This is a genomic window from Dehalobacter sp. DCM, assembly GCF_024972775.1.
Lineage (GTDB): Bacteria > Bacillota > Desulfitobacteriia > Desulfitobacteriales > Syntrophobotulaceae > Dehalobacter.
In genome coordinates, this window is record NZ_CP092282.1 from 3,888,163 (window position 1) to 3,903,230 (window position 15,068).

The window sequence follows — 15,068 nt, forward strand, 5'->3', positions numbered from 1 at the left end:
ATCGCCCTGAACAAGGATTGTTAAAAACTGAGATTGCCTTAGACAAGCAAAAATCCCACTGGAGCTGATTTTCAACTGGCAGTGGGATCTTCTTTATTATATATTTATTTATCTATTCAACTATCGTCAATTGAAATTCATCAGTACACCGAAAGAGTTTTGTTACATGCCACCAATGATTAACTAAGAATTGAACACGATATCATACTCTTTTATCTTACGATAAAGCGTTGTTCGGCTTAACCCAAGTATTCTGGCGGCATCATAGATATTATTGCCATTTTTTAAGAGTGTTTCTAAAATAGCATTTTTCTCAATTTCTTTAAGCGATGCGAAATCCGTGGATGTGCAACTATTTGATGTTGATTTCGCCGGCATTACCCCCCGAAATTGTATTTCCTTTGGGAGATCCTCATAGTCGATGATGTCGCCAGAAGACATATTCAATGCATAAATAACAGCATTTTCCAACTGTCTGACATTTCCTGGCCAATCATAATTGATCAGCTGATATTCAGCTGCCGAAGACATTGTGGGGATGGGCACCTGTTGTTTACTGCACGCTTTCTTTAAAAAATAGTTAATCAATAATTTTATATCCCCGTCCCTCTCTTTTAAAGGTGGAATCACCATTCGCAGTACAGCCAGACGATAAAACAAATCATGCCGAAACAGATTGTTTTCAACTAAACGTAAAAGATTTTGATTGGTGGCCGCAATCAACCTGAAATTTACGGGAATAAGACGTGTACCGCCAACACGCATCAAATTTCTTTCTTCCAGCACTCGGAGCAGTACCGGTTGTAGCTCCAGCGGCATATCTCCAATTTCATCAAGGAACAGGGTGCCCCCGTTAGCCATTTCAATTTTCCCTATCCTGCCTTTACGTTCTGCCCCTGTAAATGATCCGCCTTCGTAACCAAATAATTCACTTTCAATCAACGTCTTTGGTATTGCCGCACAATTTAAGGGAACAAATGGTCCGCCTAATCCACTCTCATGATGAATAGCTTGAGCAAACAGCTCTTTTCCTGTACCGCTTTCCCCTTCAATCAGAATATTTTCATTACAAGCGGAGATTTTTTTGGCTGTCTGAAGAGATTGTGTCATTTGAGGTGAATTACCAATTATCTTTTGAAATGTATATCTGGTTTCCGTGTTATTTAAAAGATTAATCGGTTTATTACGGTCTATTTTTTTTACAAATAGAACATATCCAACCGTTTTTCCAAGACTTCTTATGGGCTCAGCAGATAAAATTTGAACACGTTTATTCAACCTTTCAATCATAAGTTCTAAATCACGCATCGGATTTCCTGTCTGGAGTAAATTTCGAATTACCGGCTGATAGCCAAAGATGTTTTCATAATAATTGCCGTATAATTCCTTAGCTTGATTATTCAATATATCTTCTGCAATGGTATTTGTTCGGGTAATATACCCTTTCTGGTTGAGTATAACCATTCCCTTGTCGGAAACATCCAATGACATATTCAACAAATTATTATTTATTTCCGTGTACAGTTTATTTTGTATTGCCAAAGCCATGGCCATGACAAAAGCTAACGTTCGCGGGCTTTGATCCTGGCAATTACTGCTCACAGATAAGACGCCAGCGAGGTTATGATTAAAGTCAAAAATCGGGCAGGCAGAGGCGACGGCGCCGCTCCAATCTTCAAAATAATGTTCAGGGCCAAATAACTGTACCGGACATTCTTTAATGAGCGTAATGGACTGGGCACAGGTACCCACTGTATCTTCCGTGCCAATCTCACCGATAGAAATATAACGTTGATCTTTATAGGTATCCAAAAGATTAACACCATTCTCATCGGAAAGTAGCAATGTACAACTGGTATTAAAGAAAATTGGCTCTACCATTTGAAAATAGGACCGTGTTATTTCTATCAAATCCTCCTTTTCTGTCAGCACAATTTTCAGCTCGTCATCCGATAAAACCGGCCCCCGTTTCGGTTTACGTATATCAAGTCCCTTTTTGTAGGATCTGACCCAGGATTCAATAACATCTTTAGGGACTAAATTGATATCGTTGGGACGAATATGCTTACGAATCAAATCTTCTTTCATTCTTCTGATTTTCTCCATCAACTCCACGTCGTTAAAACTTTCCGAACTACTATAGCTTATTTTTCCGAGCATCAAATTGGTTTCACATTCAAGAGGCTGCATATGTTTTTCCTCCTAACTATTTGATTCCTCGTCTATGAAGCTTGTCCCTTGGTTTCGGCTAACCATATAATTACTTGGTATGTTAAATAAATATTGACGCTGAGTTCATTGCATACCATATCTGGACATTTAAATGAAGAAAATTGGTTATTTTTGATATTGGGATATCTGGCATTAGTCATATCGACTCAATCAAGAATGGCCCTTCCGGTCGTCACCGCTTCTAATTTTCCAGGCACAGTTATTGCATTTCTTATTAAATAAAGCGCACTCACTCTATTATTTTTATGATCAGGAGGTATTTATGAACTTAAGAGAAAACATGATGGCAATCTACAATCGCGAGCAGCCCGATTATTATGGGGATGTGATGACCGCACTTGAATTTATATTAGATCCAGTTTTTGTTCGGGATGCCATCATCCCACAAGATGGGAAAGAATACACCGATTCGTGGGGGACGGTAAGAATCTTTCTTCCCGGAGCTCCGGGACCACATCCGCATCAAACACCTGAGAATATCGTCATTAAGGATATTGAAAAGTGGGAAGAACAGCTGGCTGTACCTTCACTAATCGGTCTCGACTGGTCTGAAGCCAAGAGTCAGGCTGCATTAATAAATAGAAATGAAAAACTCGTCGCTTCATTTTGTCCCGGAGGACTTTTTGAACGCAGCCATTTTCTGATGGGGTTTGAAAACGCATTAATGAATTATTTGGAATATCCCGCTGAAATGAAGGCACTGCTCAGAACCATTGCCGATAATAAAATCGCGTACATTAAAAAGGTGGCTGAGGAATGCCACCCTGACATTATTTTCTATCATGATGACTGGGGCTCTAAACAAAATCTGTTATTGCCGCCGCGGGTATGGCGGGCTATCATCAAACCCCTGCAGAAAGAGATTGCGGATACGATCCACGCCTGTGGCATGATTTACATGCACCATGCGGATTGTATTTGCCAACCCATAGTGGAAGATATGGTCGAAATAGGTGTCGATATCTGGCAGGGCGTGATCGCACAGAATGACATCGTGGAAATCCAGCGCATCACCAAAGGAGAACTGGCAATGGCCGGTGGGATCGATGGGCCCAAGATCGACCTTGAGAACACTACGGAAGAGGCTATTCGTTCGGAAGTCAGACGGGCAATTGATACCTACTGCCCGGCCGGACGTTTCTATCCGTCTATTCCAAACGGTGTGTGTTTCAGGGAATGGAACAACAGCATTGTGATCGATGAACTTGCTTCTTACGGCAGAGAATACGCGCAGAAACATCCGATTAAATAGCACAAATTTCAGCCGCTATGACATGCAGTGTTCGTTCGGTTGTCATATTATCCATATGCCCGCCTTCATTATTCGTTTAATGACAGCATATGCAGACAGGCTGCGGTTGGTGAGAGCGTGTAATCATAACCGGTCCGCCATATAAAAAAATCCCCCTCTGTGATAGGGGGAAAACCACATGTCTGTACGGTTTAAATTGATTCGGATATAAGGATTGAACCAATGTAATATACTGATTTTTATATACTAATCGAATATTCCCTGATTTTTCTATACAGTGTTGATTTGCTCATTTCCAGCAACTCCGCCGCTTTGGCAACATTGTTGTTTGTCTGATGTACTGCTTGTTCAATTGCTATTTTTTCAAGTTCCTTTAGCGAAAGCTTATTTTTTAGTATCGGAATATCAGTTACCGGGCTCACCTTTTTTGGGCTCTCCATTGAAATAGGTAAATTGACAGATTGATAGATTTCCTCCGGAAAATCTTCTGGGCAAACAATTCCGTCTTTTGCCACATTAACAGCATAAGTTACCGCATTTTCCAATTGTCTGACATTCCCAGGCCAGTTGTACTGTAAGAGGAGATACTTTGCTGTCTTACTTAGAGTCGGGGCGGGAATTTTTTGTTTTTGTGCCACTCTTTCAATAAAGGTATCCACCAATTTAATAATATCGGGCCCTCGCTCCCTTAACGGAGGAATCGAGATTTTAAACACGGCCAGCCGGTAATATAAGTCTTGCCGAAATTGATTCTTTTGAACAAGCTCTAACAGGTCCTTGTTCGTTGCCGTTACCAGCCGAAAGTCAACCGGAATATAACGGCTTCCCCCCACACGCTTCACGACTTTTTCTTCAATAACTCGAAGAAGCACCGTCTGTACCTCTAAAGGCATATCCCCGATTTCATCCAAGAAAAGAGTACCACCGTCCGCAAGTTCGATTTTCCCCGGTCTGCCGTGACGTTCAGCACCGGTAAAGGCCCCTCCTTCGTATCCAAATAATTCACTTTCAATGAGCGTCCTTGGAATAGCCGCACAGTTTTCAGCAATAAACGGAGCATCCGACCGGCTTTCCATATGAATACACTGAGCAAATACCTCTTTGCCGGTACCGCTTTCTCCCTGGATTAAAATATTGCCGTCAAGGGGCGCAAATTTCTTTGCTAAATTTATTGCATGTTGGATTTGGGAAGAGTCTCCCAGAATTTTATCAAACGTATATTTAGGCTGCAAAAACTCAGCCTTCTTAACGTTCTTTCGTGAACGGTCTATTCCCTTTAAGGTGAAAATACAGCCAAGATTTTTTCCGTATTTATTTTTTACGGGTTGTGCCGAACTAATATGCAGTTTTTGGTTGGTTTTTTCAACTGTAATATCCATTCCGTACATCGGTTTTCCGCTTCTTAAAGCGGATTCAATACGGGTTTGGTGCCCAAGTACTTCGGTAAGAGGCAAGCCGATTAAACTATGTTCTTCATTAAATAATAGTTTCTCTGCCGCTATATTGGAATTAATGATGTTGCCAAACTGATCAACAGCCAGGATCGCATCCGGCGTTGTTGTAATGGTGGTGTTCAGCAATTCCTCTTTTGCCGATAATTGCAAATCCTTCTGAATAGCCCAAGCCATTGCGATGGCCAACCCTAATGTGTGTGAGTTCTGACCGTGTAAAAAAGGACATGCGATAGAGATGGTGCCTTCCAAATTATTATTGGCATCAAAAACCGGTGCGGAGGAACATGAGGTTTGCTGGAAAGCCTCACAGTAGTGTTCCGGTCCGGAAATTTGGATCGGACTTTTTAAGAGTATGCTCATGCTGTGCGAGCATGTCCCCACTGTTTCTTCTCGCCAGATCGTACCGGGAGTCAATTGAAAAAACGTATTCAATTCTTCGATTCTGGGGTTGTTGCCAATAACAACACGGAGAATGGTTCCGTTCTCATCCGTTAAAAAGACAATGCCGCTTGTGTCGGAAAACATATGTTCCAATTTTTCAATAAATGGATCGCTCACTCTAAGAAACTGTTCTTTTTCTGTGAGTCGGTTCAAAAAGGCATCCCGGCTTAATACGGGAAGGCTGGGATATTCGTGTAAAGTAACACCGTTGCGGTGTGATCTCATCCATGATTCTGCGATATCTGAAGATACTGTATTCACTTGTGACAGATCAATTTGATTACTAAGCAGATTGAGCTTTTGCTTTTTCATTTTCTCCATCAACAATACTTCACTATCACTCAGCAGTTGGGAACTTGCATTATTAAAATTTCTGATCAATGGGCTTAGCAGCTGTTCAATCGGTTTCACCGACAGTCACCCTTTCTTTCAGTAAGACCTGGATACAATAAGAGTCATCTCTAGTTTCGTGCAAAAGCTGAGGTTATTATAATCGAATCTCACAGAAAAGAAAAGCATTAATAGTATCAAAATAGTAAATCTACCGAATTATTTCTCAAAATAACCGCGATGTGTATCACTTCTTAGGAAATGATTCTCATTTCCTATTTTTTTAGCAGATATGTGATCCGAACACGCGCTAAAATAGCGGTTTTGATATCTTGGCATGGTTATTGCACTATATATTGCATGATATATATCACAAATCAAGACTAGGAGGAACATGAATCATGAGCACGGTAAAATTAGACACACTTGGCTCTGTCAACGACATGGGCAAACCGTGGCGCTTTGAAGAGGACGGACTGACTGTTACCCGATCTGCCGTCTGGTCGCCGCCGGGATGCCATCCGGTAGGCTGCGGACTTAAACTCTACACTAAGGACAACAAACTCGTCCGGGTGGAGGGAGATGAGAACCATCCGGTTACCCAGGGACGACTTTGCGTGCGCTGCATCAGCCTAAAAGACTACGTTTACAATGCCAGCCGGATCACCCACCCCATGAAGCGGGATCGCCAATACCGGGGGCAGGCGGATAAATGGGAACGCTGTACTTGGGATGAGGCTATCGATATTATCGAGAAAAACTACCGCGAGATCACTGCGAAGTACGGACGTGAAAGCATTATTCTCTTTGCGGGTACCGGGCGGGAGGGTGGTACCCTCAATCCCTATGGATCATTAATGCTGGGCACCCCCAATTACACCTACACCCAATCCGGTTACGCCTGCTATATTCCCCGCCTGGCAGGGACAGCCTATATGCTGGGAGTGACCTATCCTGAGATCGATTATGCCGGCGGCCTACCGGGACGCTATGACGATCCAGCCTATCAGGTACCGGAGGTCTTAATGCTCTGGGGTAAGGCACCCTTGGAATCCAATGGCGACGGCTTTTTCGGACATGCGGTGGTCGATCTGATGAAGCGCGGCACTCGGCTCATCGTGGTCGACCCTCGTGTTAACTGGCTGGCGTCCAGAGCAGACTTCCATCTGCGTCTCCGCCCCGGTACCGATGCCGCTCTTGGAATGGCTATGTTGAATGTGATTATCTCGGAAGATCTCTATGACCATGATTTCGTGGAGTATTGGTGTTATGGCTTTGAAGAGCTGACTGAGCGCGTAAAAACCATGCCGGTGGAAAAAGCGGCGGCCATCACGGGTGTCCCCGCTGACAAGATTGTGAAAGCGGCGCGTATGTATGCTGCCGGTACGCCCTCGGCGCTGCAGTGGGGACTGGCGATCGATCAGAAGGCCAATGGCATGCAAGCCGGTCAAACCATTGTGGCTTTAATGGCCATTACCGGCAACATTGATGTTCCCGGCGGTCAGATTCTTTCCGACATCAATTTCGGTCTGAATGAGGTGGGGTTTGGCATCGAAAAAGGTGTCGGTAAAGAACTTATGGATAAGATGATCGGGCTGGACAAATACCCGGTATATTGCAACACGATCCTGAACGCCCATGCCGATATGATGCTGGAAACCTGTGAGACCGGCAAGCCCTATCCTATCAAATTCGGATTCTATGCCGGAAACAACCTGATGTCCTGTACTTCGGCCGAACCCAAACGCTGGCATGACGCCCTGGTGAAGACGCTGGATTTCTGCTTCACCATCGACTGTTTTATGACACCTTCCGCCGAGGCTACCTGCGAGGTATTTCTGCCCCTCTCCGCAGCCGCCGAGGAAGATGGTGTTTCTTTCACGCACTACAGTGGTTCGCCGGTTACCACCAATTTTATGAACCAAGCCTTTACAACCGGAGAATGCCTCTCGGATATTGAAGCCTGCGTCAAGATTGGCAAACGGCTTAATCCCCATTTGTTTGAGGAATATAACGATTATCACGATTTCATTGACCATCTGCGCTTGAGTCGCCGCCTGAAGTTTGATGATGTAAAAAAAGATGTGACGATACAGCGCGACGTTGTTTACTACAAGTACGAAACCGGCGATCTGCGTATGGATCACACTCCGGGATTCAATACGCCCACAGGGAAGGTGGAACTCTATTCCACTGTTTTCGAGCAGTTTGGGGAAGACCCGCTGCCCTATTATGAAGAACCCCAGTACAGCCCCCAGAGAACGCCGGAATTACTGGAAAAATACCCCTTCGTATTGACCACCGGCGCCCGCACCTTTGCTTTCTTCCATTCGGAAAACCGTCAAGTTCCTTATACCCGTGAACTAAACCCGGATCCGCTGGTGGAAATCAATCCAGAGACTGCACACCGTCTTGGCATTACCGATGGTCAGTGGTGCGAGGTCTGGAATCAGTTTGGCTCTGCCAAGCTCAAAGCCAAAGTATCAGAAGTCGTAGATGAAACCACTATCCACTGTCAACACGGCTGGTGGTTCCCCGAGGAAGACGGATCAGAACCCAATCTATATGGTACTTTCCGGTCCAACGTAAACAACCTGGTTCCCAATTTCCATACAGGTAAATTGGGTTTCGGAGCCCCCTTTAAGTGTCTGCTCTGCAATATCAAGCCGATTGATGAGATGTTGGATACGGACATGACAAAAGTATGGGAAAAATTCAAAAGGGAGGATCAGTAACAATGGCCGAGACATACGGGCTTCTTATCGACTACGAGTATTGCACCGGCTGTGAGTCCTGCGAAGTTTCATGTAAAGAGGAACATAACTATCCGGTAGGCAAATGGGGTATCCGCGTCTTTGATGACGGACCCTGGAATATTGAAGCGGATCGATTCAATTTTAATCGGATCCCCGTCCCCACCGATCTCTGTGATCTCTGCGCGGACCGTACAGCTACCGGACGCGAACCGATCTGCGTCCATCATTGTCTGGCAAACTGTATGACCTACGGGCCGGTAAAGGAACTGGCAGAAAAATTAGCCGGCAAAACAAAACAGGTTCTTTGGGTGCCGCAATACAAACCTTTGGAAGCAAAGGGCGAATTTGTTTCCAAAAATGAGAAACGCCATATTGCCGCTCATATTGATGTTCGTGCAGTTGAACATTTTGAGAACACGGTGCATCGCGCTGAAGACCGGGTGGAAATGGTGGAAATCAAGAAAGTGGATGACTAGTCAATGGAAATGAAGTACAGACAGCGCTCAGGAAAATGTGCTCTTGTCCGCTACCGAGGTGGCCCCGTAGATGGCGAAATAGTGGAAGACCGCTCCCTGGGCGAACCGGTGCGGATTATCATCGGTGCCGGTCAGGTACCGCCGGGAGTGGAAGATATTCTCAATGAAATGGAGATTGGCAGCCAGGGAGAATATATTATTCCCTGCGCCAAGGCTTACGGCGCCCATGATCCGGAGGGTGTGAGGACTTACCCTCGACTGTCTATTAAGGACGGTCAAAGCTTAGACGCGGGGAGCGTCATTCCCTGGAAACATCCTGTCTCACAGCAGTTAGTACCGGTTAAAGTCATTGCTGCAACAAAGGACACAGTAACTATCGACTTTAATCACCTCCTGGCTGGGACGGATCTGCGCTACTGGTTTCAATTGGTAGATATTTTGGATTAGTTGTAAGTGAACCGTTCCGGGAGAGTAAAGCGATTTAAGAACTTGCTCTGATTGCTTTATTTCTCCCGGAGCAAAACTAACATAAGCACCGATATGATTACTCGCTTCTAATTCTCCATTTTGGTTAGCTATGTGAATTTAATAGCAAAGGAGAACCAATAAAATGAGTACGGATACTCAATTCCCCAAATTTCGCTGGTTTGTTATGACAACCATGTTGATTGGTGCCATTGCCCAGGGGGTAATTATGATAGCACCGTCACCATTAATCGGTGAAGTTGCTAAATACTTAGGCAAAGACTTAGGATTAGTTACATTTACCGTCATGGGGCTCTGGACGATAACTGTTTGTATCGGCGGTATTATCGGAGGTGTACTGGTCGATAAAGTTGGCGTCATCAAAGTGTATCTGGTTTGTGGACTGATATTGATTATCTCTGCTGTCGGAATACCTCTTGCCGGCAAATCACTTCCAGCCATTGTCTTCCTAAGACTCCTTGGAGGGGCTGGCACTGGCCCAATTATTTCATCCATTGTCCGAGTAGCAGCTGAATGGTTCCCAAGTAAAGAACGCGGATTAATCAGCGGTGTTCAGGGTATGTCTACCGCATTAGGGATATCGGTAGGTTTTGCAGCTTCTCCGGCAGTTTTTGCTGTTAATCACTCCTGGCCGGAAACGATGGTATTTATGGCAATTCCCTCTGTCGTTTTTATTATCTGTACCATCATCATGGCGCTTGGCCCAAAACCGCCGACAGTGATGCAAATCAATAGTCAAAAAATAGAGCATAGTACTGATTTTAAGCGTGCCATGAAAGATCCCACGATTTATTTATGTATTCTTTATATCTTCTTATTTAACTGGCTCGTCCAAGGGATCAATGACCTTACACCCGGGTATTTCGCGATTCCATCACCGGTCGGTGTCGGTTTTGGGCCAACGACAGCCGGTAATTTGATGATGTTGTTCCAAATGATGTATATGATAGCATCCCTTCTCAGTGGCTGGCTTAATACCAAGGTCTATAAAGGCAATTATCGAATTCAGATCATGTTAGCTTATCTCATAACCGGTCTATACTATTTCATCAGGTTTTCTGAGGTGACCGGAACCGGACCCAATTTCTTATTAATCCTTATCTTACTCATAACGGCGCTTTTCTTAGGTCAGGGTATCGCAACGATTATTACGTATATTGCGAATAGCTATCCTGAGCATATTACCGGTAAAGTAGGTGGCGTTGTCGTCGGATTCGGATTATTCGGTGGAGTAATCGGCGTAGCCTGTGGTTCAAGTGCTTTGACCGTAACCCATACCTACCAGCTTTCAATTATTATTGTAACCATTGTCACATTGCTAGGGTTTGTCACATCGTTTCTGTTAAAAGCCCGTCCCGCTATGGTCGCAATAAAGTCTTCACTTGTTGCAGATGAAAAATCATCGTGACGGATATGCCACGTCACTCTCACACTTCCCCTTATTTTCAGCAAAATGCTTTCAAATAGACACATGAAGGGCCTCAATATTTAATATAGGAGGAAAAACTATGAAAAAAGCCTGGTTAATGGTTATCATTGCAATTCTCACTTCGATCACCTGTGCCATATCATTTCTTAAGATTCCACCCACAATGGTATTAATCATGCAAGGATTCGGGGTCAGTCTGACCGTAGTGGGACTGACAATGACTGTCGCAACGATTGCTCAAGTCATCGTTACGTTGCCTTTTGGTGTTGTCGTCGCCAAAATTGGGCCGAAAAAAACAATGTATATTGTTCTGGCGATGGGCTTTATCGGCAGTGCCATAGGCGCTTTAAGCACGAATTACACGATGTTGCTCGTGGGCAGGATCTTTGACGGCGCCTGTTTTGGTGTTGCATCCATTGTCGTCCCGCCCATTATCTCAATGTGGTTTCCGCCTCAGAAGCGCGGACTTCCAATGGGTATATTCTCTGTTTGGGTCGCACTCAGTATGTTGATCATCTTTAATGTTGCCAATCCGATCGCTGCTCTTTTTACCTGGCGAGGCGTATGGTGGTTCAGCTGTATCCTTACCGTAATTCTGGGTATTGTCTTTGCCTTTATACTTAAATATCCCAAAGAAGGCGAAGGCTCAGGCGAAAGTTCGGCTCAGGCGGAACAAGAAAGTAAACCATCACTATCTGCAGGATTTAAATCAGGAGCCGTTTGGAATGTCGCCATCTCATTTTTCTTCTTTACACTCCTGTTTAGCATTTTCAATAATTTCTACTCGACTTATCTTGTTCAGGGAGCGGGTCTAGACCTTGGTGCAGCAAATAAAATCTACGTCTTTGCCATTATTGGTATGGCTATTGGCGGAATTTTCTCCGGAGCAATTCTGAATAAGGTCAATCGAAAATACCATGCCGTTTTATTAACAGTTTCATTTGTACTGGTTGCCATCTGCGCCTTTTTTGAATTCCGGATTACCTCACCCTCTGCGCTGATTCCCTTCTTATTGATCGCCGGTTTTATCTACATGCTTTCTGTTCCAATTGTATTTACACTCGGATCCAGTCTTGCCAAACGCCCGGAAGAGGTTGGTCCTATTATGGCCGTCGTTAATTTTGCCAACGGGGCAGCGGGAGTTGTCAGTCCGCTAATTGTCGGACCGATGGTAGCCGCATTTGGCGGATGGAGCGGTTTGAGCTTGCCACTGCTTGCCTTCGTCGTATTAGCAATTATCGGATGTCTATTATTGCAAAAGACGTATGCCAAAAGATTTAAAGCAGCTGAATAGGTTATAAACTATTAAATAGTGCTTAATCCTGTAAGAACTGATATAGGAAACCTTAATGGGTCAAATGCTGCCCCAGGCACCCGGCGTTCTTGATATCAGAGAGGATAATAGCTGAGGGCTGATTAATACGGCTTTTCAGCTAACATATTGCATAGGATGAAACATGGAAAAGCAATTACGATTAAGACGCTTGATACCTTATGTGATATATTGAATTGCGAAGTATCGGATGTCATTGAACACACTAAAGAGTAAAGCAGCTTAAATGATGTCAAACAGCGCCAAACTTCATATAATAATATTACCGGCGAACAGGCAAAAACGAGAGAGGGCGAGGCCAACCGCAACTCCGGATTACCGTCAGCCCGCCCCCTCGTTTATCGTGATGCCGGAACTACCCGCTTACACTTGCGGCGGGTCGTAAAGGTCATTGGTTGTTGTATCAATGACCTTTATATCCTTGATGCCCGTAAGCGTACCGTTTGCCGTCAAGAATATCCCCCCGGCAATCAGCGTATTCATCACGGTCACCGCTTCAGCCAGCTGAATATTCTCCCGTGGTTGGGGAACCGTCAGGGAAAACGTGTTCCCTGCGCTTGTCGAAAAGGTTAATCTGGCTGTTCTGTTAGTCGTGATAGCCACTATGCTCACCTCCTTCTGCCCGGAAAATTGACCTCGGCTTAGGTCTCATCTGTCAACTCGTTGGTTTTTCTGAAGAAAACGTCGATAAGGCTATACTGGGATAAGCCAAAGATGGCATACGCCGCGTCGTAGACAGCTTGATCCGGGGCCGTGTAGATAATGTTGTTAAGGGTTAGCTGTCTGGTTATCGGGGTACCGCCTGTACCGACTCCAGTCTGGTATACCATGACCAGCGCTGCGCTGGATGGCGTAGAAACGACTGCCAATCCTAACATCTCCTTTCTTTATAGCTTGGACGGCTTAACGGCCGCCTGGTACATACTATGACTTGGCTTGTCCAAAGGTTCCAAATAAAGAATTAGGAATTCACTCTAAGCGGCTTTCTGGGGGGCGGCCATTCTTGAATTGTCTCTGCCATGTAGGTAATCAGCCGGTTGGCTTCTTCTCGTTTCTTTTCTTTCAGCTTTGGGTCGATATGGTTAAGATTGGTAAGCGTTGTGGTCAGATCAAAGAAGGTATCCGCGATGGTTTTACAGTAAGCGTCGCATTTTTCTACATATTTGATGTGATCGTTGGGGTCACTTTCAGTTTTAAGGTTGTGGGTAAAAGGGACTGCTTGCACGGAGGAGTTATTCCCTTCAGAGGAGGCACTGTTGGCAGATGGGAATTCTGCTTTATTATTTTCCGGATTCATTGGCGTTGACAAAGCCTTTGCCTGCTCGTTGATCAATTCGGAGATTGTATTATCGATAGTCTCTAACCCTTTTTTCAGTAGCTGATTCTCTTGAATCGCCTGATTCTTAGTCTGAATGGCCCGGTCCTTTTCCTGAAGTGCCTGGTCCTTAGCCTGATTGGCTTGATCCCTGTCCTTTAGCGCTTGCTCCAGCTCCTGGATCGTCATGCCCCCGATATTATTCTGCACGATGAACTCTTCACGCTCTTCTGCCGGCAATCCCAGCAGGAGAAGGGCTTGCGTGTAAGTCAAAATCGACATTGATGTCGATTTTGAACTGTCGGACCCATCGGAAAATTCAGGCCCGTATTCCTGGTAGAGCTTGATCAGCCGTTCGGCAGTCTTTTGGGAATAGCTCACAGACTCTTCCAGCCACTTTCCCCATTCCCCGTGTTTAACCAGATCCTTTGCTTCCTGTAAACGGCGGCCGATTTCAATGGCACTGGCAAGGAGGATTTTTTTGGTTTGGGTGGTTATCATATTGATTTCAGCCGCAATGACATGCGGTGTTCGTTCGGATGTCAAATTTTCCATACGCCCGTCCTTCATTATTCGTTTAATGACAGCATATGCAAACCGGGTTCGATTGGTGAGAGCGTGTAATAATAACCGGTCCGCCATATAAAAAAATTCCCCCTCAGTGATAGGGGGACTAATTCCTTATGTCATGCGAAGTTAACTTGTAAACCGGGTTATAGGAAGTTACTTTCTAATCCATTGTTTTCGTTCCGGGTTTGTCTTCAACTGATAAATATACCGCCGTCAATCACGATATTCGAGCCTGTCATAAACGAAGATTCATCAGAAGCAAGGTAAACAGCTAAATAAGCAATATCTTCAGGTTCACCGAGTCTTCCTACCGGAAGCAACGCTTTAACTTTATTTTGTTCTTCTTGATTGTTCCTGACTGCTTCGGGAGTCATATTAGTACTAATTGGTCCTGGACAAATGCCGTTGATTCGAATCCCCTTTGGGGAGAATTCTTTGGCAACGTCCATATTCAACTTAGCGACACCTGCTTTAGCTGAACCATAGAAATAGGCGTTTAATTCAGGCTTATAAGCTGAAATCGACGCAACATTGATCACAGAGCCTTTGCCGTTTTCAACCATAATGGGTAGAACTTCCTGCATCGTCCAGATATATCCGCGTAAATTTGTTTCAATAATAAAGTTAAAATCGTCAAGAGTTTGTTCCAGGAACGGCTTATGCACCAGGACACCTGCAGAATTGAATAGTACATCAATACGGCCGTATTTTTCTTTGGCTACTTTTACCAAGGCTTTGATATCCTCCTGGATTCTGACGTTGCATTTTACAAAGAGTGCATCCCCGCCATTATCTATGATGGATTGGGCGGTCGCAGCTCCGTTTGCTTCATTGAAATCGGCAACGACAACCTTGGCTCCTTCCTCGGCGAACATCAGTGCAGTTGCTCTTCCTAGTCCTGATCCCGCCCCCGTTACGAGAGCAATTTTCCCCTCAAGTCTAAGTCTGAACATAATAAACTCCTCCTTTATATGTTATCTATAGAGCCTTTAAC

At 44.6% G+C, this 15,068-nt stretch carries 12 protein-coding genes and 1 pseudogene; 7 read left to right on the forward strand and 6 right to left on the reverse strand.

Annotated features, from left to right (window positions below; all coding sequences use genetic code 11):
* Nucleotides 1-183: 183 nt before the first annotated feature.
* Nucleotides 184-2,190 (reverse strand): sigma-54 interaction domain-containing protein, encoded by a 2,007-nt coding sequence (locus tag LPY66_RS18025; RefSeq protein ID WP_337985628.1) that lies wholly within the window; start codon nt 2,188-2,190, stop codon nt 184-186.
* Nucleotides 2,191-2,494: 304 nt separating this feature from the next.
* Here LPY66_RS18025 and LPY66_RS18030 point away from each other — a divergent pair, with 304 nt between their 5' ends.
* A complete protein-coding gene (locus tag LPY66_RS18030; protein WP_337985629.1) occupies nt 2,495-3,484 on the forward strand; it encodes a uroporphyrinogen decarboxylase family protein in 990 nt (329 codons plus the stop codon).
* Between the two features lie 239 nt (nt 3,485-3,723).
* On the opposite strand, the gene LPY66_RS18035 is transcribed toward LPY66_RS18030, so the two are convergent.
* A complete protein-coding gene (locus tag LPY66_RS18035; protein ID WP_337985630.1) occupies nt 3,724-5,790 on the reverse strand; it encodes a sigma-54-dependent Fis family transcriptional regulator in 2,067 nt (688 codons plus the stop codon).
* 320 nt (nt 5,791-6,110) lie between these two features.
* On the opposite strand from LPY66_RS18035, the gene LPY66_RS18040 reads away from it, so the two are divergent.
* The 6 genes and pseudogenes from LPY66_RS18040 to LPY66_RS18065 all read left to right on the forward strand — a co-directional run.
* Entirely contained in the window at nt 6,111-8,444 is a 2,334-nt protein-coding gene (locus LPY66_RS18040; RefSeq protein ID WP_337985631.1) for a molybdopterin-dependent oxidoreductase, read from the forward strand.
* 2 nt (nt 8,445-8,446) lie between these two features.
* Nucleotides 8,447-8,941: an oxidoreductase gene (locus LPY66_RS18045; RefSeq protein WP_337985632.1), complete on the forward strand. Its 495-nt coding sequence runs from the start codon at nt 8,447-8,449 to the stop codon at nt 8,939-8,941.
* Between the two features lie 3 nt (nt 8,942-8,944).
* Nucleotides 8,945-9,388 (forward strand): FKBP-type peptidyl-prolyl cis-trans isomerase, encoded by a 444-nt coding sequence (locus tag LPY66_RS18050; protein ID WP_337985633.1) that lies wholly within the window; start codon nt 8,945-8,947, stop codon nt 9,386-9,388.
* A gap of 163 nt (nt 9,389-9,551) precedes the next feature.
* Nucleotides 9,552-10,835, forward strand: coding sequence for an MFS transporter (locus LPY66_RS18055; RefSeq protein WP_337985634.1), 1,284 nt, complete (start codon nt 9,552-9,554; stop codon nt 10,833-10,835).
* 100 nt (nt 10,836-10,935) lie between these two features.
* Nucleotides 10,936-12,150 carry an MFS transporter gene (locus LPY66_RS18060; protein WP_337985635.1) on the forward strand — a complete coding sequence of 405 codons (1,215 nt, stop codon included), beginning with the start codon at nt 10,936-10,938 and terminating at the stop codon, nt 12,148-12,150.
* Between the two features lie 141 nt (nt 12,151-12,291).
* Nucleotides 12,292-12,405, forward strand: a pseudogene (locus LPY66_RS18065) (helix-turn-helix domain-containing protein); the annotation flags it as partial.
* A gap of 147 nt (nt 12,406-12,552) precedes the next feature.
* Here LPY66_RS18065 and LPY66_RS18070 read toward each other — a convergent pair.
* The 4 genes from LPY66_RS18070 to LPY66_RS18085 form a co-directional block, all read right to left on the reverse strand.
* Complete coding sequence (locus tag LPY66_RS18070) at nt 12,553-12,792, reverse strand: DUF2922 domain-containing protein (protein ID WP_337985636.1); 240 nt, start codon at nt 12,790-12,792, stop codon at nt 12,553-12,555.
* A gap of 38 nt (nt 12,793-12,830) precedes the next feature.
* Entirely contained in the window at nt 12,831-13,058 is a 228-nt protein-coding gene (locus tag LPY66_RS18075; protein ID WP_337985637.1) for a DUF1659 domain-containing protein, read from the reverse strand.
* A 92-nt stretch (nt 13,059-13,150) separates the two neighbouring features.
* The gene (locus LPY66_RS18080) at nt 13,151-14,059 is read right to left on the reverse strand and encodes a DUF3102 domain-containing protein (protein WP_337985638.1); all 909 of its coding nucleotides are present in this window, start codon (nt 14,057-14,059) and stop codon (nt 13,151-13,153) included.
* A 206-nt stretch (nt 14,060-14,265) separates the two neighbouring features.
* On the reverse strand, nt 14,266-15,027 hold the full coding sequence (locus LPY66_RS18085; RefSeq protein ID WP_337985639.1) for an SDR family NAD(P)-dependent oxidoreductase: 762 nt from the start codon (nt 15,025-15,027) through the stop codon (nt 14,266-14,268).
* Nucleotides 15,028-15,068: the final 41 nt, after the last annotated feature.

Bases quoted from the DNA above. Each gene is read 5' to 3' on its own strand.
- LPY66_RS18045 (WP_337985632.1), top strand. From the start codon at position 8,447: ATGGCCGAGACATACGGGCTTCTTATCGACTACGAGTATTGCACCGGC.
- LPY66_RS18030 (WP_337985629.1), top strand. From the start codon at position 2,495: ATGAACTTAAGAGAAAACATGATGGCAATCTACAATCGCGAGCAGCCC.
- LPY66_RS18080 (WP_337985638.1), bottom strand. From the start codon at position 14,059: ATGGAAAATTTGACATCCGAACGAACACCGCATGTCATTGCGGCTGAA.
- LPY66_RS18055 (WP_337985634.1), top strand. From the start codon at position 9,552: ATGAGTACGGATACTCAATTCCCCAAATTTCGCTGGTTTGTTATGACA.
- LPY66_RS18025 (WP_337985628.1), bottom strand. From the start codon at position 2,190: ATGCAGCCTCTTGAATGTGAAACCAATTTGATGCTCGGAAAAATAAGC.
- LPY66_RS18050 (WP_337985633.1), top strand. From the start codon at position 8,945: ATGGAAATGAAGTACAGACAGCGCTCAGGAAAATGTGCTCTTGTCCGC.
- LPY66_RS18060 (WP_337985635.1), top strand. From the start codon at position 10,936: ATGAAAAAAGCCTGGTTAATGGTTATCATTGCAATTCTCACTTCGATC.
- LPY66_RS18085 (WP_337985639.1), bottom strand. From the start codon at position 15,027: ATGTTCAGACTTAGACTTGAGGGGAAAATTGCTCTCGTAACGGGGGCG.
- LPY66_RS18040 (WP_337985631.1), top strand. From the start codon at position 6,111: ATGAGCACGGTAAAATTAGACACACTTGGCTCTGTCAACGACATGGGC.